This is a genomic window from Rothia sp. HMSC062H08, assembly GCF_001810775.1.
Taxonomy (GTDB): domain Bacteria; phylum Actinomycetota; class Actinomycetes; order Actinomycetales; family Micrococcaceae; genus Rothia.
Genome location: NZ_KV802668.1, coordinates 302,511 through 325,331 on the forward strand (window position 1 = coordinate 302,511; position 22,821 = coordinate 325,331).

At 57.7% G+C, this 22,821-nt stretch carries 15 protein-coding genes; 8 read left to right on the top strand and 7 right to left on the bottom strand.

Going from position 1 to position 22,821, the window contains the following annotated elements; all coding sequences use genetic code 11:
- The first annotated feature begins 164 nt into the window (after positions 1-164).
- Positions 165-965, top strand: a complete 801-nt coding sequence (locus HMPREF2765_RS06335; RefSeq protein ID WP_049341357.1) for a hypothetical protein — start codon at positions 165-167, stop codon at positions 963-965.
- 86 nt (positions 966-1,051) lie between these two features.
- On the opposite strand, the gene HMPREF2765_RS06340 is transcribed toward HMPREF2765_RS06335, so the two are convergent.
- The 3 genes from HMPREF2765_RS06340 to HMPREF2765_RS06350 form a co-directional block, all read right to left on the bottom strand.
- On the bottom strand, positions 1,052-1,951 hold the full coding sequence (locus HMPREF2765_RS06340) for a hypothetical protein (protein WP_049341356.1): 900 nt from the start codon (positions 1,949-1,951) through the stop codon (positions 1,052-1,054).
- 206 nt (positions 1,952-2,157) lie between these two features.
- A complete protein-coding gene (locus HMPREF2765_RS06345; RefSeq protein WP_070604745.1) occupies positions 2,158-3,075 on the bottom strand; it encodes a hypothetical protein in 918 nt (305 codons plus the stop codon).
- A gap of 126 nt (positions 3,076-3,201) precedes the next feature.
- A complete protein-coding gene (locus HMPREF2765_RS06350; protein ID WP_070604747.1) occupies positions 3,202-3,618 on the bottom strand; it encodes a hypothetical protein in 417 nt (138 codons plus the stop codon).
- A 423-nt stretch (positions 3,619-4,041) separates the two neighbouring features.
- On the opposite strand from HMPREF2765_RS06350, the gene HMPREF2765_RS06355 reads away from it, so the two are divergent.
- The 5 genes from HMPREF2765_RS06355 (at position 4,042) to HMPREF2765_RS06375 (ending at position 14,657) form a co-directional block, all read left to right on the top strand.
- The gene (locus tag HMPREF2765_RS06355) at positions 4,042-5,733 is read left to right on the top strand and encodes a type I restriction-modification system subunit M (protein ID WP_070604748.1); all 1,692 of its coding nucleotides are present in this window, start codon (positions 4,042-4,044) and stop codon (positions 5,731-5,733) included.
- On the top strand, positions 5,711-6,862 hold the full coding sequence (locus tag HMPREF2765_RS09100; protein WP_168163561.1) for a restriction endonuclease subunit S: 1,152 nt from the start codon (positions 5,711-5,713) through the stop codon (positions 6,860-6,862). The genes HMPREF2765_RS06355 and HMPREF2765_RS09100 overlap by 23 nt, the downstream gene beginning before the upstream one ends.
- A gap of 122 nt (positions 6,863-6,984) precedes the next feature.
- Positions 6,985-9,837 carry a hypothetical protein gene (locus HMPREF2765_RS09205; RefSeq protein WP_070604752.1) on the top strand — a complete coding sequence of 951 codons (2,853 nt, stop codon included), beginning with the start codon at positions 6,985-6,987 and terminating at the stop codon, positions 9,835-9,837.
- Positions 9,838-10,075: 238 nt separating this feature from the next.
- Positions 10,076-13,351 (top strand): type I restriction endonuclease subunit R, encoded by a 3,276-nt coding sequence (locus HMPREF2765_RS06370; RefSeq protein ID WP_070604754.1) that lies wholly within the window; start codon positions 10,076-10,078, stop codon positions 13,349-13,351.
- A gap of 256 nt (positions 13,352-13,607) precedes the next feature.
- Positions 13,608-14,657: a glycosyltransferase gene (locus HMPREF2765_RS06375; protein WP_070604755.1), complete on the top strand. Its 1,050-nt coding sequence runs from the start codon at positions 13,608-13,610 to the stop codon at positions 14,655-14,657.
- A gap of 129 nt (positions 14,658-14,786) precedes the next feature.
- On the opposite strand, the gene HMPREF2765_RS06380 is transcribed toward HMPREF2765_RS06375, so the two are convergent.
- Positions 14,787-15,689, bottom strand: coding sequence for a PIN-like domain-containing protein (locus HMPREF2765_RS06380; RefSeq protein ID WP_070604757.1), 903 nt, complete (start codon positions 15,687-15,689; stop codon positions 14,787-14,789).
- A 438-nt stretch (positions 15,690-16,127) separates the two neighbouring features.
- Between HMPREF2765_RS06380 and HMPREF2765_RS06385 the strand changes: the two genes are divergently transcribed.
- Positions 16,128-16,739 carry an ANTAR domain-containing response regulator gene (locus tag HMPREF2765_RS06385; protein ID WP_012903637.1) on the top strand — a complete coding sequence of 204 codons (612 nt, stop codon included), beginning with the start codon at positions 16,128-16,130 and terminating at the stop codon, positions 16,737-16,739.
- A gap of 268 nt (positions 16,740-17,007) precedes the next feature.
- On the opposite strand, the gene HMPREF2765_RS06390 is transcribed toward HMPREF2765_RS06385, so the two are convergent.
- From HMPREF2765_RS06390 to HMPREF2765_RS06400, 3 genes are all read right to left on the bottom strand, one after another.
- The gene (locus HMPREF2765_RS06390) at positions 17,008-17,256 is read right to left on the bottom strand and encodes a hypothetical protein (protein WP_049346050.1); all 249 of its coding nucleotides are present in this window, start codon (positions 17,254-17,256) and stop codon (positions 17,008-17,010) included.
- Positions 17,257-17,354: 98 nt separating this feature from the next.
- Positions 17,355-17,861 carry a PaaI family thioesterase gene (locus HMPREF2765_RS06395; RefSeq protein WP_049341349.1) on the bottom strand — a complete coding sequence of 169 codons (507 nt, stop codon included), beginning with the start codon at positions 17,859-17,861 and terminating at the stop codon, positions 17,355-17,357.
- 132 nt (positions 17,862-17,993) lie between these two features.
- Positions 17,994-19,271: a dicarboxylate/amino acid:cation symporter gene (locus HMPREF2765_RS06400; RefSeq protein WP_005506227.1), complete on the bottom strand. Its 1,278-nt coding sequence runs from the start codon at positions 19,269-19,271 to the stop codon at positions 17,994-17,996.
- 444 nt (positions 19,272-19,715) lie between these two features.
- Here HMPREF2765_RS06400 and polA point away from each other — a divergent pair, with 444 nt between their 5' ends.
- On the top strand, positions 19,716-22,724 hold the full coding sequence (gene polA / locus HMPREF2765_RS06405; protein WP_070506448.1) for a DNA polymerase I: 3,009 nt from the start codon (positions 19,716-19,718) through the stop codon (positions 22,722-22,724).
- The last annotated feature ends 97 nt before the right edge of the window (positions 22,725-22,821 follow it).

Sequence of the window (22,821 nt, forward strand, 5' to 3'; positions counted from 1 at the left end):
AACACATGTGGCTTTTCGCTTATCTGAAAGGAAAGAACATAGCCTGATTTACCCCGGGGTAAATTGCGAACAAGGGGTCGGCCCCCACATCAGGAATAGTCTGAAGGGGACATATTGGATGGGTGGTCACTGCATTACAAGGCCACCCAGAAGAAAGGCATGATATGAACTTGTCACAATGGTTGAACTCAGCAACGTTGGTCCTGCTGTTGGTGAGCGTAATTATCTTCTTCGTGAGGGCTGCAATATCAGCCGTGGGTGGTGTAACCACATCGATTCGTTATCTGCGAGCCACGACGAAGGGCGAGGAGTACACGCGAGAATCGGACGACGAAGACCGTATCTTAAGTTCCTCCATTTTGGGCGGTCCGGATATTATCATCAACCTCGTGATGGGCGGATTTGTGGCCGCGGCGATGTGGGTGGTCATGCTACAGCAAAGCTCTTCGGTAGAGGCTTTGGTGTGGGTTGCTGACATTTCGGTATTCGCGGTACTACTGCTGGGTTTGACTGCAATGGTGCGTTGTTCCAAGCGTGCACGGGCTAAGGGTAAGAAGATGAAGCCCAACGCCTTACTTGGTCTGATGTATGTGACTTCGTCCGGTACGGCTCTCAGCTCTACGCTGTCGAATGGCCTGCAGATGAGCGAACATTGGTCGATGGCTAATCTGATCCAGGCGGGGCTCTCGGCGGGTTCGACTGACGTGGACTTTGTGAACGGTGTTATGGGTGCATACGGTGTTCCGGGGTTGGTTACTCTGGCTGTGTATACTGTGCTGTTCCTTGTGTGGGGAATGCTTGTTCCGGAAGTTCTGTTGCACTCTGTTTTCCTTGCCGGTAGTGCGCTGGGAGGTCGTGCTGTGATTGTTGGATCAAAGTTGGAAAGTGCGGAGCGTCTTTTCATGGTGAGTATCGCTCTCTATTTGGTGACTCACCTGATATCGAGTGGTTTGTGGGCAAGCTAGTCGCCTCTCTATTCGCTGAGAAGCCACATGTGTTTCGAAAAGCCACATTTTTAGTGGCTTTTCGAAACACATGTGGCTTCTCGCGGTTAAGTTTGGGGCACTCCAGCAGTACGCAGCACCTGCAAGGCCCGCCTCGGACGGTAAATAGCATCCTTAGCAGAAACACGGACGACAGCATACCCCGCGTGGAGCAACCGATCCTGTCGAGTCTTCTCCCGAACCAGGTCCTCTTTGGCGTTGTATTTGACGTTGCCGTCTACCTCCAGAATGACAGGCCTGCCGTGGAGGCTAGTGGTGTGTAGCAGAAAGTCCACTCGATAGGCATGACCTTCGCAGATGATGGTTTCTTGCTGCTTGTATCGGATTCCTTGGTCATCGAGAAGTAACCGCATGCAGGTTTCAGCAACGGATTCTGAGTGTGGGCTGAGCTCATGTCCGACGAGGCGGGCGGTTCGGCACCCGCGGCCAGATGCAGATGAGAGCTCTTTCTTGAGCTCCTCGTAGGTGAGCATATCCGGTTCCCGCGCGAAGCGTTGAAGGGCGCTTTCGGCCAGAACGAGCCCGTCGCGAAAGGGAAGCGTTTTCACGCAGGTGGTGATAGCTGTTAGTGGTGTGACGGTGGGAATCCCTTCGGGCGTGTACACGATGGGGCTGTCCGCGGTGAGGGTGTCTTGGATGCGCTGGATGTTTTCTCTGCGGCCGCCTCCGGCTCCTCGTACTTGAACGTGACGTGGTGGGCTGAGGGAGGAGACGCCCCAGGCGACGGCTGCGCTTTGAGCGGCGAGGATGTTGGCGGGGTATTCGTTGAGGTGCGCGAGGATGCACACGTAGTGCTGGTCGTTGGGGTGTAGGTTGTTCCAGGTTTGGGTGGGGAGAAGGTGCCCTTTTGAGACGCGGGTGAGTTCGCCGCGGTTGAGGGCGTGGCTCAGGGTGATTCGCGTGTGGGTGGCTGAGGTGATGAGTTCGGTGCGGGTGCGTATCATCATTGATAGTTCTTCTCTGGTAAACATGCTTTAATTGCATCAAATGAGAGTATTTATGTTCAAGTGTTACGTTTAGTTATTACGCCGAAAAGCCACATGTGTTTCGAAAAGCCACTAAAAATGTGGCTTTTCGAAACACATGTGGCTTCTCAGTGAGAGGGGTGTGGATAAGTTGAGTGAATACGGCCCCGCCTCTCATCCGCAGGATGCTACTTGTTGATCTGTGCGATTAGATGTTCAGCAAGTGCAGGCTGGCATGCTACGCACCCCATGGCTGCTAGGATGATGTCTGCTGCAACTTCCTTCAGAGGGAAGCGAAGCTCAAAGCCACGGTAACGCGCGCATGCGGCGTTCAGAATATGCCAGTAGCAACGTACAAGAAGCAGAACCGTGAGTACGGCGGCGAGCAAATTCAGCATCAGCAAGGTGAAGCCACCGAATCCGTACGTTGCGTTGACAGCTTCAATGTACCGTGCAATGTAACTGCCCTGCTGGTGGGAGTTCATATGGTTGTCGATAGCGGTGCGAATGGTAGACAGGTTGTACATGCCGGAACCATTCAGGGTTACCCAGGTCCATGCAGCGATGGCCAACAGAATACCGGGGTAGAGCATATACATCAGGGCGTTGATACTGGTTTCGGTGCCCGGCTGTGCATACTTCTTGATGAGCAGACCGGTCAATGCGAGACAAAGCACCCAGCAGATGATGCCGATCAGGTTGATACTGGGCCAGCTAGCACAGAATGCAGCCGTAGCAATCACCGTGACGGCCAGTGCTCCAAAGCCGAGACCGAAGGCGTTTTCAGTACTTTCCTGCCCCTTCTTGGAGGGTGCGTGGTTGTGCGTGTGCTGGCTGTTGTCGATGGTGGTGCGGTTGCCGTCGCCACTAATGGCTGCGGAGCCGTTGCCTACCTGCTGGTGGGTGTTGTGCACGCGGTTGCCATTGCCGTTGATGGTGCCGATGCTGAGCTTCTGGGTGGTATTTCCTGCTCCGGGAGTGGTGGCCGCCTTCTTGGCGTCCTTACGTGCTGCACCGAGCTTTACCCACGCGGTTCCAAGTCCTGCGATAGCGGTAAACGGCGGGGCAACAGTTCCTACAATGGCCAGGACTTCTTCAACGGACATTTTGTTCTCCTTAGAGTTAGTGGTTGATTTGGTCGGTGCCGAGAAGCCACTTGTGTTTCGAAAAGCCACCAAACATGTTGCTTTTCGAAACACTTGTGGCTTCTCGGCGGGGGGGGGGATGAGGTGTTACTCGGCCTTCAACGGGAAGCTCGCCGTCTTGAGTGATCCCTCAACAGCATTCCAACTGATGCTGTAGTGGCCACCGTAGCCGGCCTGGAACCAGCCGTTCTGCTTCCCAAACTCGGTGAGTTCTACGAGGCTTTCGGCAATCACCTTCTTTGACTCGGGGTCGTAAATCTGAACGTCCTCGTGGTCAGTACCCCAGTGCATACTGCAGGCCACCTGAAGCGCGAGGACCTGGCGGCTAAGCTTCATGCCTGCGTTATGCATCGGCAGGGAGATGAAGGTATAGCCATTCAATTCGTGCTGGTTCGCCTCCTCGTAATTCTCGGTAGCCCAATCGTGGGTGAGCGTATCGGAGGAGGTGGTCTCCTCCGGAGGATTGATGAATGCGCGGATACGCTGAGTCAGGGTGGGGCTCATAATGTGCTCCTTTGATTGTTGTTGCCCCGGCCCGTGCGGGCCTGCACCGGGGCAGGTGGTGCGGTGTCGTGCAGTGACCTTGTACCTCCACAATAGGGGGAGGGTTTAGGGCAGCTAAGATTTTTTGATTTACCCCGGGGTAAGCGAAAAATTATCGGACTGGGTGTGGGGGAAAGGGAGTATATTCTTTGAATTCCTGCGGGCGGGCGCTTCTTAGCAGCCTCCAAAAGCCACATGTGTTTCGAAAAGCCACAAAACGTGTTGCTTTTCGAAACACATGTGGCTTCTCGGCGGAGAACAGAGAGGGAGCGAGATGACCAGCCCGGCCACCTCGCCTCCGGCCAGCAGGGATAATAGAAACAGTTAGACACTTACATTGAGGACATCCGGGGACCACCCCCGGTGACGTTGAAAGGCACAATAATGGCGAAAGCGCCTGTATCTCAGGGGTCGGGTGCCCCTACTACTCCGGCTGAGTTGGCGGAGATGCTGTGGAAGTCCGCGGACATTCTGCGCGGTTCGATGGAGCCTGGTGGTTACCGCGACTTCATGCTGGGCCTGATCTTCTTGAAGTACATTGGTGACACCTTCGATAAGGCCCGTGAGGATGTTTACCGCATGCTGACTGTGGAGGATGGTCTGAGTGGCGAGGACCTGGCGGAGGAGTTGGAGTACCCGCCTTACTACCATGCTCGTCATGCGTTCTATGTGCCGGTCGGCGCCCGCTGGTCTGACCTGGTGCAGCAGGCAAAGGGTGACCGTGTGGGTGAGTTGGTTGATGAAGCTATGGACGAGATTATGGCTCAGAACCCTCCGCTGCGTGGTGCGCTGGAGCCCATGTATGCGAGTGAGAAGGTGGAACAGCGCACCTTGGCGCAGGTGATTGACTTGCTGTCGAACGCAAATTTTGCGGCGGTGCGTGATGGTGAGCATTCTTCATCGAAGGATGTTCTGGGCTTCGTGTATGAGTATTTCTTGGGTAAGTTTGCTCGTGCTCAGGGTCAGAAGGGCGGCGAGTTCTACACCCCGACGACTGTGGTGAATACTCTGGTGGGTATGATTCAGCCGACGAATGGCCGCGTGTATGATCCGTGCTGTGGTTCGGGTGGCATGTTTGTGCAGTCGAATAATTTTGTGCACCGTGCCGGCGGCGCGTTTGATGACCGCAGCAAGGGTGACCAGCGTGTGCTCGCTTATGGTCAGGAGCGTAACCAGGCGACCTGGCGTTTGGCGCGCCTGAATCTGGCGATTCACGGTATTGATGGTTCGGTGGGTGACCGCTGGCGGGATACGTTCGTTGAGGATTCGCACCCGGGTGAGCGTTTTGATTATGTGTTGACGAACCCGCCGTTCAACATTAAGGAGTGGCATCGGGTTGAGGATGACCCGCGCTGGGTGTTTGGCGTTCCCCCGAAGAATAACGCGAATTTTGCGTGGATGCAGCATGTGTGGTCGAAGCTGGATGTTAAGGGTTCGGCTGCTGTGGTGATGGCGAATGGTTCGTTGACTGCTGATACTGGCGGTCAGGGCGGTATTCGTCGCGCCATGGTTGAGGGCGACGCGGTGGCCGCAGTGTTGGTGTTGCCGCCGAATATGTTTACGACGACGAGCTCCCCGGCGTGCGTGTGGCTGCTGTCCAAGGAAAAGTCGGCGGGTGTGAATGGTTCGGTGGATCGTTCGGGTCAGGTTCTGTTTATGGATGCCCGTTCGATGGGTCATATGGTGTCTCGTACTGAGCGTGTGTTCTCTGAGGAGGATATCGCGAAGATTGCGAATACGTGGTGTGCGTGGCGCGGCATGCCGTCGATGTATCACGCGGATGGTTCGTTGGTGAAGGCTGGCGAGGAGCCGACTGCTAGCGTGTATGAGGACGAGGCGGGTTTCTGCTTCTCGGCGTCGCTTGAGGATGTTCGGGAGCAGGATTTTGTGCTGACTCCGGGCCGCTACGTGGGTAGCGCAGTGTCTGAGGGGGAGAGCGCCCAGGAGCTGGATGCGCGTATCGCCGGTCTGCGCGAGCAGCTGCTGGAGCAGTTCGCTGAGTCGGAGCGTCTGGGCACGGTCGTGCGTGAGCAGCTGGCGTCGCTGGATCTTGATGGCGGTGAAGAAGATGAATAACCATATTATTGGTGATCTTCTTGAATACGTCATCGGTGGCGGGTGGGGTGCTGAAGCTCCTGATGGGAATCAAAATACTCCAAATTACGTCATCCGCAGTGCAGATTTTCCCTCAATTGAGAAGGGAAGCTTTGACGGTGTTCCTTTAAGATTCGAAGCACTGAATTTTGTCAATAAAAGGTCATTGCAGGATGGAGACATACTGTTTGAAATATCTGGTGGTACTAAGAATAGGCCTACCGGAAGGACCGTTTATATTTCAGAGAAGCTACTGAGCTCGGTGGAATATGCAGTCATACCGGCAAGTTTTTGCCGTTTGCTTCGTTTCAAAAAAGAAGTAGTTTTCCCTAAATATATGTATTATCTTCTGCAGTCTTGGTGGGCTTCTGGAGGGTCCTGGGAATTTCAAAATCAGTCAACTGGAATCGCTAATTTTCAGTTCAAAATTTTTGCTGAAAAATTTGAAGTTTCCCTGCCCCCTCTAGAAGAGCAGGAACGGATTGCCGGGATTTTGGGCTCGCTCGACGACAAAATTGAAGCAAACACCCGCCTCATCCAGACCCTCAAAGAGTATATGACCGCACTCTATAAGGCAGAAGCTAAAAATGGGAAGGTTCTAGAACTCACAGATATTGCTGATTTTATAAATGGTAGGGCATTCACAAAAGATGCAACTGGCACAGGTCGAGTAGTCATTCGTATTGCTGAACTTAATAATGGTCTCGGCGCTTCTACCGTCTATAACGACATTGAAGTAAAAGAAGAAAATACCGCTTATCCCGGTGATGTATTGATGTCCTGGTCCGGTAGCCTGGATACATATGTATGGCATCTTCCCGAAGCAATTATTAATCAGCACATCTTTAAAGTGATACCCAAGGGTAATTATCCTAAATGGCTTGTTTACCATGCTTGTAAATCTGTGATTGAAGATTTCCAAGCTATTGCTGTTGATAAAGCTACAACCATGGGACACATACGCCGTGGCGACCTCAAAAGGGATATTTCTATTCCCGCGCAAGAAATGCCGCAGATGGAGAATCTCTGGAATCTCTGGATGAACCTAGAACAAGAGAACCTTCAGCTCGCTGAAACCCGTGACGCTCTCATTAAGCGCCTCATTGGTTAGACGCTAGGGGAGCGCCGCATCCGCCTTGCCCGGCCGGTTCACACCGACCGGGCAGGGCGTGCCATCCCGCTACCACGCAATCACCTACTTCACGACCGCCTCAGCAAAGGAGCTCTAGCACCATGGCACCCACCTACAGCCCGAATGACGACACGTATGAAACTCTTGCGGAACTAGTACGCCCATATGCCCTATCGCGCATCCAGCTCACCGAAGCCGTCGGTATCGCCACCAAACCCACCGTCAACAGCTGGGTCAAACAGTGCTGCCCCAACCTCCCGCAGGGCACCCCCGTGCCCCTCGCGCCCATCCTGCGCTACCTGCACGAGACGCACCTTCCTAACCCCAAAAAGTGGCCCGGCAGCTACCCCTACGACCAGTACATCCTCGAAAACATCACCGCGCGCATGCTCGCCCGCGTCGTAGCCGCCACTTTCAGCACCGACCACCCGCACAGCAGCAACTACCGCGAACTCCTCGCACTCATCGCAACCCTCGTGCTCCTCGCCCGCTACTGGCGCGGGCCTAACGAATCTTTCCTCACCCTGCTAGATTCCGAACCCAGTAACGAAACCGAAGAGCACCTACAACAGGCTATCGAGGACACCTACGAGGGTGTGCGAGAAATCCTCACCAATTTGCTCCTCCCCACCCTTCACACCGCCCGAGGCACTTACCCCGCCAGCCAAGCGCGGCTGCTCACCAGCTACGCGCTCGTGGCTGGATTCTACGCTGATGATCATCCCTATGAAACCCTCAACAGCATCCATACCTCACTTGCCGCCGCAGACCGAGCCAACGCCCTACCGGGTGCCGAGCTCATCCGCTACGTAGCCGACTTCCTCAACGCCGGCTCCTACCCCACCTACCACGACGCCGCATTCGGATGGAACTACCCCAGCCAACGCAACCTTATCCTGCACGGAAACTACGGTAGCTATGAAACTGCCGCGCACCTCGTTGCCTACCTGCCTGAAAAAGCCCACCAGGCTATCGCCTTTAGCGCCCCTGAAGGTTCCACCGGTGCCCTGGCATCAGAAAGCCGCGACGCATTCGCTCTTTACCTCTGCTACCTGTTGCTGAACGGCGAAGACTCCGCCGAACAACAGGCCGTCGATCTTTACCGCGCCGAACGCTGGGCTATACAGCAGGCCCGTACCGCTAACCGTACGGTACAGACTGCCGCCCCCGAACCCGCGGCACCCCTGCCCGAGGCACCAGCCAACCATCTCATCATCCTGCCGCTTGACACCCCCGCGGGCACCCCTGACGACTTCGCTGCGCAGCAGGAAGACGCCTGGGATGCCATTGATAACCTCGCTATGACCGTTGACGCAGGTATCAGCTTCGTCAACGGCACTATCAGCTATCCCGTGCGACCTGGCGAACACCTCGCCGTACTCGCACCTCTAGACGTATTCTCGGACTTCAGTCACCTCCTCCACCTCCTCAAAGTCCGCCAACAAAATAAACAAAATAATAGTCAGGACAAGGAATTCTTTGAAAACTTCTTTGAAAGCTCTGAGGTGGATGACCATGGTATGCGCCTACGCGCGGTCATCGACCTCGGTCCCGAGCACCTCAAAGTCAACACCAAAACCCGCCTCGGCCTTGGCCTCTTCAGCACCTTCACGACCGGCAGCAAACCCCAGGGATCCATCTATCTCGGATCCCTTGACGATGTCCCGCTCTACCAGCAGGCTGAAAATACTGGACTGCTAGAACTCACCACCGCGGCTTCACAGATCCAAGAAACCGTCTGTAGCTACCTCAGCCGCGGTGAAATCGGTTCCGAAGATATCAGCGGCGGCGTCATCGTAGCCTCCGATGCGCTCAAAAACGCTTCCTTCAACGAGCTGTACATCAACCCAATCTCCGAGAACACCCCCGAAGAAAGCCTCAGCCTACTCGCTAGCCTTACCCGAGACCTACCCGCCCTCCTCGAAACTCTGCCCGCCGCCCTGCCCGTAAGCGTGCCGCACCGTCGCACCCCCGAAGACGAACGGTCCATCCCGCACGGCGAAGAATACGACATCACCATCAACCAGCTCATCAAAACCGAGAAAGTACTCACCAAAATCACCGGCCGCCAGGTTGACGGCGCACGCTACGGCGATGTCGAAAACAACAGGAAGCGCATCCGCGTTCTCGACGCGCACGCCCTCGGCCACTACGCACGCTACGGTGTGCTACCTGCTGAGAGCCACTACCTGCGTGCCCTCGACCTGACCGAAGGCACCCAGCTCACTCGGGCCAACGATATCGTTATCTACCCCGCCTATGACCAGGCCTACGGCGGACCCGCCGTCTACCTGAGCGAGCGCGGGGGAGAGGTCATCGGTCTGGGAATGACCGTGCTCCGATTCCGTCACTACACCCCCGACCGCCCCAACCTGCAGGTCACCAGCGAATACGTTCAGCGCGCCCAGCTACTCGCGCACCTTCTGCGAGCGCTCCTCAACGGCCTAGCCGAAGGAACCGCCCTCCGAATCAGCACCCACCTGGCACCCGAAAAGCGCAAGACCAGCACGGACATCAAGGGTTGGGAGAAGCAGCCGCTACCCCATATTGACGGTCTGGCGTGGAACAACAATGACCTCGAATGGTTCAGCGAAAAGCCTGAGACTGACAGCGCTGAAGCCGGAAACGCTGAAGCTGAAGATGACGCACCCGAAAACGCGGACGCATACGTCACCCACCCCGTCGCACGCTACCTCACCCAGGAACTCAACGCCTTCGACGAAGTGGAAGCCGCCCTGGCCGAAGCCCTGCAGCAGGTGCGTGCCGTCCGCGGACGCTATGAACGGGACCTCATGGCCAACCGCCTTGACCTTCGCTCCACCTGGGAGGCCGCAGTTGAGCGGAAACGCCTTGAGGCAGAAGAAAGGGCGCGAATCCGACAAGCCATGAAAGCTCTGGCGGCTGAAATGGCCACTTCAGAAGAACCCACTCCAGGAGAATCCAACGAGGAGTAGCCCCGCTAATTGCTCGGATACTCCTCTCAACAGTGCGCCCCGGGGTAAGCAAACCGGCGCTTCAGCCCGTTCGCTTACCCCGGGGTAAAACACAATAACGACATTTCCCCTCGTCATCAGGCATTCTAGAGATATACAACGTCGCAAATCTCGTCACAGAAGGCGAGCATCCGGCTTATAAGCAAATCATTTATACAACATACAGGATGCATACGTGTCCGCAACGAAAGGAATAACCATGGCTGAAAAGGATTGGGAACTGACCGTCCTCTCCCAGCTCAACGACCTCGGGTGGGAATTGACCAACGGCACCGGTATTCAGCCCGGCACCAGCTACACTAAGCGTGAACATGACACTCGTAAGCCTGACTCAATCCTGCCCACCTACAGAGCCTTCCGTCACTGTCGTGACTCCAACGAATCACTGCTCATTCCCGGCGAGGTTAAGGATGCTTTGCGTCGCCTTAACCCGGCTGCTACTGAAGATCAGGTGCAGAGGGCCTACACTACCCTGACTCGCCCCCGCAGCACCAACGTCATGGCTGAGAACAAGGAAGCTCTCGGCTACATGAGCACCGGCATCCCCGTGGAAATGAAGGCACCCGACGGAACCCAGCGTATCCGCAACCTGCACGTCATCTCCGCAGACCCCACCCAGAACACCTACCTGGCGGCACAACAGGTCCCCGTTAGCTCAGGCGAACGTTCCTACCGCTTGGATATCGTGATGTATTGTAATGGCCTGCCCATCGGCATTATTGAGCTCAAGGACCAGGACAAGAATCTCAGTGAAGCATACAACCAGATGGCTACCTACCAGCGTGAAATCCCGCAGGCCTTCACCTACAATGTCGTCACCATTATGGGCCAGACTCACGAGGCACGCTACGGCACCATCGGCACCCCGTTCTCGCACACCGCTCAGTGGAACTATGACTCCGAGGGCGTAGAAACTCCCAATGGTACCTATGAAGATGAATGTGGCCAGTTCAGCACCCCGCTCAACCGCATCATCCAGGCCTTCGGAACCCCCGAAATTCTGCTCAACATGATGCGCCATTTCACCCTCTTCGTAGGCACTGGCAGCGAAGAAGGCAGCAAATCCTACGTCAAGATCCTCGCCAAGGCACACCAGTACTACGCCGTACGCGAGGCGCTCGACCGCGCCGTAAAGACCCACATCGGCAGGGGACAGGTAGGCGTCGTCTGGCACACCCAGGGCTCCGGCAAGTCCTACTCCATGCTGTTCTTCGCTCGTGCCGCCATGCGTGAGAAGGCGTTGCTCAACCCCACTATCGTTGTGGTGACCGACCGCACCGACCTGGACAGCCAGCTCTACACGACCTTCAAGAACGCCGAGGATATGCTCCCTGACACCCCTGTCAAGTTTGAGTCGCGCCGTGAGCTGAAGAACCGACTCAACGACATTCAGGCCGGCGGTATCTTCTTCACTACTTTGCAGAAGTTTGGTCTGGCGGAAGGTGAAGAGGAATATCCGCAACTCTCCGACCGCTCAAACATCATCGTCATGGTGGATGAGGCTCACCGCTCCCACTACGACACCCTCGAAGGTTACGCCCACAACCTCAACCTAGCTCTACCTCGCGCCAAATACATTGCGTTCACCGGCACCCCCATTGACAAGGACAGCCGGAGCACTCGATCCATCTTCGGCGACTATATCCATACTTACAGCTTCGACCGCGCTGTTACTGAAGGTGCAACGGTCCCGCTACTGTACCAGCTACGTCACGTCAAGATGGGGAAGTCTGATGGTATCGACGGGATCAGCAAATCATTTGATGAACTTTCCGATCTGCTAGAGGCAGAAATCGCAGCGAAGACCACACTCGAGCAGACCACGGTCATGAAGATGCTGGCCTCCGACGAGCGTCTGGACGAGGTTGCTAGGAACATTGTCGAGCACTGGGAAGAACGTCGCGAACTTATGCGAGAAGAGATGGGCGACAATACGGGTAAGGCTATGGTCGTTACCTCCGGTCGTGAACACGCTGTACGGCTCTTCAACAAGATTATCGAGCTACGTCCTGATTGGGCCCCTGAAGGTGGACCCCAGGACGTTAAGACTGGCTGTGTACAGGTGCTAATCTCGGGTACCCCCAGCGATCCCGAGGAACTCTCTCGCTTCCGCCGTAATGGGGCAGCAGCCCGTGAGGTGGAACGTCGCATCAAGGATCCCAATGACCCGTTGGAAATCATTGTTGTGGCCGACCGCCTGCTCACCGGCTTCGATGCCCCGGTACTGCACACCATGTACATGGACCGTCTGCAGAAGGAACACAACCTGATGCAGACTATTGCCCGCATCAACCGCACCTACAAGGAAAAGCAGTCCGGCCTGATTGTTGGATTCCTGCCCCTGCACACTAACCTGCGTAAGGCGTTGAGCAAATATGCAACCGGTCAGGAGGACGTTAATTTTGATCCCTCAAACCGTGCTCAGAAGCTCTTGGAGGACCTTCAGAATATCTACGCTCAGATCACCGAATACTTGGGTGATGACTGGTATGCCGTAGCTGAAGCCTATAGCAACGGTGTTGGCCGTTCCCAGGAATACACCGATGCATTGATTCGAGCGCAGAATAAGGTCCTCAGCTACGAGCAGGATGCAGAACGCTCAGCCCGGGACGGAGGAGCTCAGGTGTCTAGGAATCTGGGCGTTGTGATCGACCTGTACCGCCAGCTTGTTCCCGTTCGGGATATGCCTGGCATCGCTGAGGTGTTGACCCCGGCCATGATTGCGCGACTCGACTTCCTGCGCGAAGTGCACAAGGGCGTGAAGAACCGCCGCCTAACGGAGCGCGCCCATGGTCATGTTCCCCACCCCGAAGAAATTAAGCAGCAGATGAGTCTGCTTTTTAACAAGGCGGTAGAGAGCAACGGCACCAATATCATTAGCGTGGATGACGAAGGTGAGACCACTATCGACCTGCGTATGTTGACTGATGAGAACATCGAGTATCTTTCTCAATTGGAAGTTGCCTCTCTTGTTGCTCAGAATATGGCGGATATAGTGACCATGCAGATTCAGAATTCTCTGGAGGGTCAGCAGGCACGAGTCGTCTACTTTATGAAGCGTTTGGAGGAGCTACTCAAGCGCTACAACGCCTTTGAGAATAAGAGCAGTAAGGAGCTTGAAGAGCTGTTGCTCGCTGTTCGCTCGCTGGCTACCGAGGCTGAGAATGACGCCGAACGTGGCCGCAGCCTGGGCCTGTCTGCACGAGAGGTGCGAGTCTACGATGAGCTGTGCACGGTTGATATTCTGCCTCAGGTGCTAACGCAGGACGAACTGGTGATGCTGGCTCGTCTGTTGAACGACTCCATCATGGACGGCGCATCCTTGGATGCAGCAGATCACTCCGGTAAGTCAGCTCTTAAGGGACATGTTCGTCGTAATCTACGTAAATTCCGCTCGGTAATTGAGCGCGCCGGGGCCGTGTTTACGGATGTTGTGGATGAGGTCGCGGGTCACCTGGACCAGCTGAGCCTCTAACCCTCCTTCTCCTCCCTCTTACGCCGAGAAGCCACATGTGTTTCGAGAAGCCACCATTATGGTGGCTTTTCGAAACACATGTGGCTTTTCGCGGTTAATGGGCGGGTAATGACGACGGGCAGTACACGATGCGAGGCTCTGGGATATTCTGAAATTAGAAGATGCGTAGAAAGAAGGCGCACAGGCCCCTCAAACAGGCCTGAGCATCGCACACCATACAACCCAATTCACCCCGAACCTCAGCGAAGGAGCTACCATGGCAGCCACCAACCTCCCCGGAACTCTTCCCGCCCCCAACTACCGACCCACCTACCGCTCCAATGGCGCGTGTGATGACCTCGCCGCACTCGTTGCACCGTACAGCCTTTCGCGCGCCCAGCTCGCAGAGGCTACCGGCATTGCCGACGAGGCTACCGTGAACAGCTGGGTTGAGCAGTGCCGCCCCGACCTTGCGGCGGATGCTCCCGTGCCCCTTGAACCCGTGCTGCGGTACCTGGACGAAACCTACCTGCCCGACCCCGCAAACTGGCCCGGCAGCAATGCCTACGACGAGTTCGTCCTCGAGAACATTGCCACCCGCATGCTCGCACGCGTTGTTGCTGACACCTTCGGCGCTGACCGTTCGGGTAACTACCGTGAACTTCTCGCGCTCATCGCGACCCTCGTGCTGATCGCCCGATGCTGGGCTGGCACCGATGAGGATTTCCTGACCCTGCTCAACGCCGAGCCCACCGCGGAAGCGGAAGAGTACCTGCAGGAGGCTATCGCGAACGCCCCCGAGTCTCTGCACCCTCTCCTGACCGAGCTGCTACTACCCGCCCTGCGCGAGGCGCGCGGCACCTTCACCGCCGCCGAGGCGCAGCTGCTGACCGGCTACGCGCTTGCCGCCGGATACTTTGCGGGTGAGCACCCCTACGAGACTCTGAACGGCATCCACGTTGCGTTTGCCTCAGACGACCGCGCACTGCCCGATGATGAGCTGATGAGCCGTGTTGAGGACGTCCTCAAGGCTAACTTTTCCGCCGCTCGCGCGGAATCTGGTACTGCTGACGAGAACCAGGAGCCGCACCACGTCACCCTGCCCGGCGACCAGGACGGTTACGAAACCGCCGCGCACCTGATTGCCGCCCTGCCTCAGGCACACGACGTTATCGCTTTCAGCGCCCACCCCGGCGAAGGAACCAGCGCGCTCGCCGACGACCGCCGCGCCGCCTTCACCCTGTACCTGTGCTATCTGCTCCTCGGTGATGACGAGTCTTCGGAGCAACGCGCCGCTGAGCTGTACCGCGCCAGCTGCGAGAACTAGCTAGATGCTGAAAAGCCACATGTGTTTCGAAAAGCCACGTTTTTGGTGGCTTCTCGAAACACATGTGGCTTCTCGCGGTTAACGGTGGTTGTTAGTGTGGCGTGATGGTTGGCCGCCTACACCGCTTGCCTACACAGCTACGGGCTGTTCCGCGCGAATCGCGCTGTAGGTAGCGTCGCTGACGGTCACGCCGTACTGGTTGGAGGCGAGCCGCAGGATCTCCTCAACGGTGTAGATGCGGAACACGCCGCCTCCGGTTGCCTTAGTGTATTCACGCAGCAGCTGGCGGTTCGCGAGCTGACGCACGTGTTCGCCGCCCGATGCGGCGCGTACCTGCTGACCGTTGCGCAGCCAGGTGTCGCGCACACCACCGGTGACGAAGACGCAGTCGGTGCCTTTCACGCGGGTGGTTGCTTCGGCAACGCACTGGTTCCAGAGCGCGAAGTCGGCGTCAAAGCTGGCGTTAGCGAGCAACGGGTGGCCCTGTGCGAGGGCTTCGCGGCACTGCTGTTCGTGGCGTTCGGGGCTGGGTGCCGCACCCACGTGGCCGGTGAAGATGCGGTTCAGTCGCGGCAGGATCGTGTCGTCTTCGCGGCGTGCCATGTTGATGGATCCGGTGTCGGTGGTGGGTTCAAGGATCTTCATGATCTGCGCGATGGAGTGGTCCAGCTGGTGCGTGACTGAACGCAGTGCGCTCCAGGGGGAGTTGCGTTCTTCGGGCAGGGTTTCTTTGAAGGATGCGAGCGCTGAGCGGACGCGGTCTGCGGCGGCGGGTACGGGGGAGGCGCCGTCGAGTGCTGCCCAGAATTCTTTGAGTGCCTGGTGGGGGAGGAAAGCGTGTCCGCGCAGCTGCGAGTAGACGCGGAGGATTTCGTCGCTGATGTGGGTTGGGTAGTTGTAGAGGCTTGCAAGCGCGGTGGAGTCGAAGGCGATGAGAATTCCGGGGTGAATGGAAGTCAGCGGGGCGCGATCGAGTTCCTTGTACTCGACGAAGTCTGAGTACAGGGTGCGTGCTTGACGGGTGATTGACATGAATCCCCTCCGGGTATCGAGTATGGGTGGTCAAATGTGAGTGCCGGAGAAGTCGAGGAGAATACCTATTTCAGTGTATCGGCCTTCTGCGGCGCGTGATGGGGTTTCGATATAAATATTTTGTTTATTACTTTTGTGTCTAACCCGAGGGGGTGTTAGTGCATGTCAGAGTCATTTTCGGGTCCATGTTTTAGGTGTGAATTTCGCCGCGTGACCTCTGCATTGTGCGGTTTTGTTTTCACAGTCATGAGCAGTATAGAACAAAAACATGCATTAAGATGCAAAATCTGCGTGGTGGCTCAAAAATGACGAAAGAAAACTCCTCCCACCTGCACATGGGACGCATATAACACGCCTGAGACAAGGCGAGAAAGTAGATGAACGTTTAATCCGTCCTGTAGACTTTAAATGATTGAAATTTGATAAAGGAGAAGAGTTATGTCAGAGCTGACCACTCAGGATCAGGCGGAGAATCAGGCCCCGGCCCGCACCGTCGTCGTAGCAGAAGACGAGGCATTGATTCGCCTCGATATCGTTGAAATTCTGAAGGACCAGGGTTTCGACGTCGTAGCAGAAACCGATAACGGCAAGACCGCCGTCGAGCTAGCACAGAAGTACCGCCCCGACCTCGTCCTCATGGATGTGAAGATGCCGATTATGGACGGCATCACCGCAGCTGAAGAAATCGCGAAGGAGCAGATCGCTCCCGTCGTTCTGCTGACCGCTTTCAGCCAGAAGGAACTCGTAGACCGTGCCGTTGAGGCAGGCGCTATGGCGTACGTCGTCAAGCCGTTCTCCCCGAACGACCTGGTTCCCGCAATCGAGGTGGCAATCAGCCGCTACGAGCAGATTCGCGCCCTCGAGAAGGAAGTTGGTACCATCCGCGACCAGTTCGAGACCCGTAAGCTGGTTGACCGCGCAAAGTCGCTGCTCATCACCAAGATGAACCTGACCGAGCCGGAAGCATTCCGCTGGATTCAGAAGACCTCCATGGACCGCCGCCTGTCCATGCGTGAAGTTTCCGACACCATCATCAAGCAGCTCTCCTAAATACGAGACGTACAAAGTACACATCGGTACAGGTACGAACGTACGCTACGGCGAAGACTAGGGTTCGCCCGTATGCGCCTTCGGTTGGTCAGCATCTGACCAGCACCTTTTCATGACACACTAACGCCCCATCCCTCACAATGAAGCTGAGGGACGGGGCGTTAATGTTTTATCTTCTGAAGCTCGCACCCTGCCGGAGCAGTCGGAGCGTTTCTATGCCAGTGCTGCAGGCAACTCAGCGCCGCAAGAAGCGCAGCGTCGGGCAGGCTTAGCGCATGTATCGGTTCAAATCATCTTCGTCATTGTTGGGGCCGCTAATCGGGCGGTCCGTGGGGGAGCCAGCCCAGAGCATTCCGCCGGTACCGAGCATTACGCCCAGCCACCAGAAGCTGCCGGGGTTGTTGATGGCGGTCACCAGGCACACTAGCATCACGCCGATTGCAATGGGCAGGACAATGCGCTTGGCGCGCACAATCTTCGGGTAACGCTTGAAATAGGGGGTGCGCTCGCGGGCCATGGTGCTCCTTCTGGTCGTACCTTCTGGTGGGGTGTTGGCGGGGTGCCGTGTACCCCGTGCTTCTACGATTTTAGGCTACTTGCTGAAGTTGTAGGACGTTAGGCGGTGGGGCGGGGGATCAGCATGTTGGTGATGCGTGCGGTGCAGGTGGTGCGACCGCGCTCATCCACAATGTCGATGGAGTGGATGCACAGGGTGCGTCCGAGCTTGACAGCGGTGCAGGTTGCGGTAACCACACCGGAGACTGCCGGGCGCACGTGGGTTGCGTTGATGTCCACACCGACTGCTACGAGGTTTTCGCCGCCGTGCACGCCCGCGGAGAGCGAGCCGAGGGTCTCGGCGAGAACCACGTTGGCACCGCCGTGCAGCAGACCGATGGGCTGGGTGTTACCGGCGACGGGCATGGTCGCAACGGTGCGTTCTGCGGTGAGTTCCTGGAACTTAATGCCCATAGCGGGGATGAGCTCGCCTAGGCCGCGGGGGAAGTAGGGGTGCAGGTGCTCGGGGATGCCGCTTTCGGTCAGCTGCGCCTTGATTTCTTCTGCGGTGAGGGTGGTGGGCGCTGCCGCGCGGACGGGTGCGTGCTGTGTGTTGTTTTCAGTCATGACTTCCAGTGTACTCCTTGGTTTTTGTTGCTTTGGGTGGGATAGCTTTTCGCGAGTGCTTCCGGGTACGGGTCAGCCCCGCCTCCTACAGGGGGAGGCGGGGCTGAAAAACGCTATGTAAGCGGATGAGGATTAGGCGGAAATAGCTTCTGCCTTTTCGATGTCCTCGTCGCGGATTTCCTTATCGGGGTTCGCTCCGATTGCCTTGGAGATACGCTCGGTCAGGGCCGCGATGGTCGCGTCACCGGTCACGTTGGTTGCGGTGCCGAAGGAGTCCTGAGCCAGGTACAGGGCAATCATCAGGGCAATCATGGAGGCATCGAAACCAAGCATGGACTGCAACAGACCGATTGCGGTCATCACGCCACCGCCGGGAACGCCGGGAGCGGCAACCATCATCACGCCGAGCACCAGAATCATGGGGATCAGGCTACCGAAGTCGGGGTGCTGGCCGGTCATGAACAGCACTGCCACCGAGCAGGAGGTAATGGTAATCATGGAGCCGGAGAGGTGAATGGTCGCGCACAGCGGAATCGCGAAGTCCACCACGCGGGGGGAGATGCCAGCCTTCTTCGCCGAACGCACGGTTACCGGGATGGTCGCAGCCGAAGACTGGGTACCGATTGCGGTGAAGTATGCCGGGAGCATGGTCTTGAGCATCTGGATGGGGTTGCGGCGAGAAATCGCGCCAGCCACCGAGTACTGCAGTGCCAGGGTGACCCAGTGCAGAATAATCACCATGACGAACACAAGACCGAAGACGGAGAGGATCTTCGCCACCTGACCGGCGAGGGTCATGTTCGCGAACACACCCACAATGTGCACCGGCAGCAGGGGGATAATCACGTAGCCGAGCATCTTCTCAACGATGACCTGGAAGTCCTCGAAGAGGTTCAGCATCGCACGGGTCTTCAGTGCGGTAATGCCCAGGCCCAGGATGAAGGAGAGAATCAGTGCGCTTAGCACACCCATAATCGGGGTTAGCTCGAAGGAGATGTAACCCTTGGACAGTGCGTTCTCGGGGTTATCGAAGGAAGCGAGCTGCTGACCCTTTAGGATGATGGGGTAGAGCAGCAGTGCGCAGGTCAGTGCCAGGAAGCCAGCAAGGATGCTGGAGATGTACGCCAGACCCACGGTGATGCCGAGCATCTTGCCCGCACCCTGCGCGAGGGAACCAATGCCGGGCACGATGAAACCGATAATAATCAGCGGAATCGCGAAGCTCAGGAAGGCACTGAATACGGTAGAGAAGGAGACGAAGAGCTGCACAATGAGGTCGGTGGGGATGGCTGCGCCGGTTGCGTCATTGATGCCGCTAATCATTCCGGGGGTCAGCATGCCGATGAGCACACCCGATGCAATCGCGATGATAATCCACGCGAGAAGGGGAAGTTTTTTGAGTGCCTTCATAGTTTCCTAAATGAGGGTTCGTTGTGTGTTAAGCGCGGGAGGTGCCCTCACGGTCCGGTGAATCCTGCCGGTGAATTCTGGGTAGAGTTCTGCCTATGAATACACGGGGTGTGGGGGTTTCCTACGCTGGAGGCGATAATAAGGTTATATATTATCTGGAAACCGTATTATTATCCACCCTACATAGTGGCTTGGGGCACAATTTTTGGGAGAAAAACTCACCAAACGCACCCCACCGGCACCTACATATGAGGTAAAACTCTTTCCACACACCCCGTTATTCCGCTATATGGCACAGCGCCGGTACCCAACACAGCGCCAGCACCCAACACAGCGCGGGTGCCTCCCCACAGGGCTCTAACCCGTAACCACCGAAACTAGCCCCCCAACCCAGCCGTCACCAAGCCAACCACCAAGAAAACCCAGACTCGATACACTAGAGGAGTGACTACAGAGAACAAAACCCTCCTGCTCATTGACGGACACTCCCTCGCCCTACGCTCCTTCTTCGGCATCTACACCATGGCCGAAAAGACCGGACAGCACATCTTCGTGCGCAGCGACGGCCAGCACACCGAAGCCGTCCACGCCTTCCTCTCCACCCTGCTGAGCATCATCAAAGACAACCAGCCCAGCCACATCGCCGTAGCCTTCGACCTGCCCGGCGGCACCTTCCGCACCGCTGAATACGGCGAATACAAGGGCGGCCGCAACGCCATCCCCGAAGCCTTCAACGGCCAGATCGACCTCATCAAGAAGATGCTCGGCGCGCTGAACATCCCCGCGCTCACCTACGAAAACTACGAAGCCGACGACATCGTCGCAACCCTCACCCGCCGCGGCACCGAAGCCGGCTACAAGGTCCTCATCCTCTCCGGCGACCGCGACATCTTCCAGCTCGTCACCGACGACGTCACCCTGCTCTACCCGGTCACCACCGGCCCCTCCAAGGGTATTCAGCGCATGGACCCCGCCGCCGTCGAAAAGAAAACCAAGGTACCCCCGCACATGTACCCCGACCTTGCCGCCCTCACTGGTGAGCAGGCGGACAACCTGCCCGGCGTGCCCGGCGTGGGCCCCGGATTCGCCGCCAAATGGCTCGGCGAATACGGCTCCCTGCAGGGTGTGCTCGACAACCGCGACAAGATTGGCGGCAAGAAGGGCGAGGCGCTGCGCGAGAACGTGGATAACGTGGTGCGCAACCGTCGCCTCAACCAGCTCGTCAACGACCTCGACCTGAACGTCACCCTCGAAGACACCGCATTCACCCCCGACCTGGATGCACTCAACACCTTCTTCGACGAAGTAGAGTTCCGCACCATCCGCAAGCGCGCCGCCGACACCCTCGGCCCCATCGTGCGCGCCGCCGGATCCGCAGGCGCTACTAGCTCCGCCGCAGAAGCAGGGGAGGAGGGCGCCCCCAAGAAGGCACCCACCGGCCCCGTCTACGCACCCATCAATACCAGCGCACCCACCAAAAACGCAGACGCAGCAGCATTCCGCGCCTTCTGTTCCGCCGCAGCCGAAGAAAACTACGGCACCGACGAACAGGGCGCGCCCATCGCTGTACCCGAACGCCTCGAAGGCGCCGTGACCCTCTACCCGGTCACCAACCTGCCCGTAGCGCGCCCCGCCATCGGCGATGCCCCCGCCGTCAAGGTCACCAAAACCAAGATCCGCGCCGCCGAAGAAAACCCCGAACTGCTCGGCGTGCTCCTCACCAGCAAGAGCACCAGCCTCTGGATCGATACCCGCACCATCGACCCGGAACTCGACGCCGCCCTCGCCGCCTGGCTCTCCGACGAAGCAGCCCGCAAAATCGTCATGGACCTCAAGGTTCAGCGCAAACTCCTGCGCGCCTACGGCTACGAACTCGCCGGCGCCGTCGAGGACCCCGCGCTGTCCTCGTACATGTGCGGCTTCATCCCCACCGCAACCCGCAAGCTCTTTTCCGAACGCATGGAAGACCTCGCCGAACGCTACCTGTGGATTCCCAAGGAACCCTACGCGCAGCTGGTCTTCCAGCCCGAGACGCGCGAAGAACCCTCCCTGTTCAGCCTGCCCGGCGAAACCGAACCGGTCGAGAACCTGCGCTACTTCACGCAGATTAGCCGCATCATCCACGAGCTTGCGCGCCTGTTGCACTACGAAATGGAAGAGCACGGCCAGCTGAAGGTCTACGAAGAAATCGAGCTGCCGCTACTGTACGTGCTCGCAGACATGGAGCAGGCCGGCATCGCCGTCTCCGATGCGCTCCTGACCGAGCTGCACGACACCTTCTCGGCACGCGCCAACCAGGCGCAGGAATCCGCCCGAGCCATCATCGGCGGGGAGGTCGCCACCGAGGACGGCGAAGAACCCCTCAACCTCGCCTCCGTCAAACAGCTGCAGACCGTGCTCTTCGAGACCCTTGGCCTGCCGCACACCCGCAAGATTAAGTCCGGCTACTCCACCGACGCCGAATCCGTCACCGAGCTGCTCTCCAAGATCTCGCCTGAATCCGACGGCGCAGCCTTCCTTGGTGCGCTCATCGCCTACCGCGACAACATCAAGCTCGCCCAGACCGTCGAGGGCCTGCAGAAGGCCGCCACCGAGGACGGACGCGTGCACACCACCTTCCAGCAGGGCGCCGCATCCACCGGTCGACTCTCCTCGACCGCGCCGAACCTGCAGAACATCCCGATTCGCACCGAGGAGGGCCGCCGCATCCGCGGTGCCTTCATCGTGGCTCCCGAGCCCATCGACGGCGTGGAGTACGAGGGTCTGCTCACCGCCGACTACTCGCAGATCGAAATGCGCATCATGGTGCACCTGGCCGCCGACGAGAAGCTCATCGCCGCCTACGAGGCGGGGGAGGACCTGCACCGTTACGTCGGTTCCGAAGTCTTCGGCGTTGCCCCCGAAGACGTCACCCCCGAGCAGCGCTCCAAGGTCAAGGCAATGTCCTACGGTTTGGCGTACGGCCTGTCCCGCTTCGGCCTCGCCAAGCAGCTGAACATCAGCTCCGACGAAGCAGGCGAACTGCGCACCAACTACTTCAAGCGATTCGGACGTGTGGGCCGCTTCCTGCGCGGCGTGCTCAAGCAGGCACACCAGGACGGCTACACCGAAACCATTTTCGGTCGCCGCCGCGTGCTGCCCGACCTGGACTCGCCCAACCGTGTACGCCGAGAAGCCGCCGAACGTGCCGCCCTCAACGCCCCGATTCAGGGCACCGCCGCGGACATCATCAAGATCGCCATGATTAACATTCACCGCCGCCTGCGCGAAGAGGGCCTGAAGACCCGCATGCTGCTGCAGGTGCACGACGAAATCATCCTCGAAGTCGCCACCGGTGAGCGTGAAGCCGCCGAACGCGTGCTCGTCGAGGAGATGAGCGGTGCCGCCTCCCTGCGTGTTCCTCTGGATGTGCAGGTCGGCTGGGGTAAGTCCTGGCAGGAGGCGGGCCACTAGGCTCACTACCTTGTATTGATTTCCGCACGGAAAGGCAGTTATCGTCCTCGTTCCTACAGGCAGGGGTGGGTGGGTACGCTATACCCTTCCTCCGCTC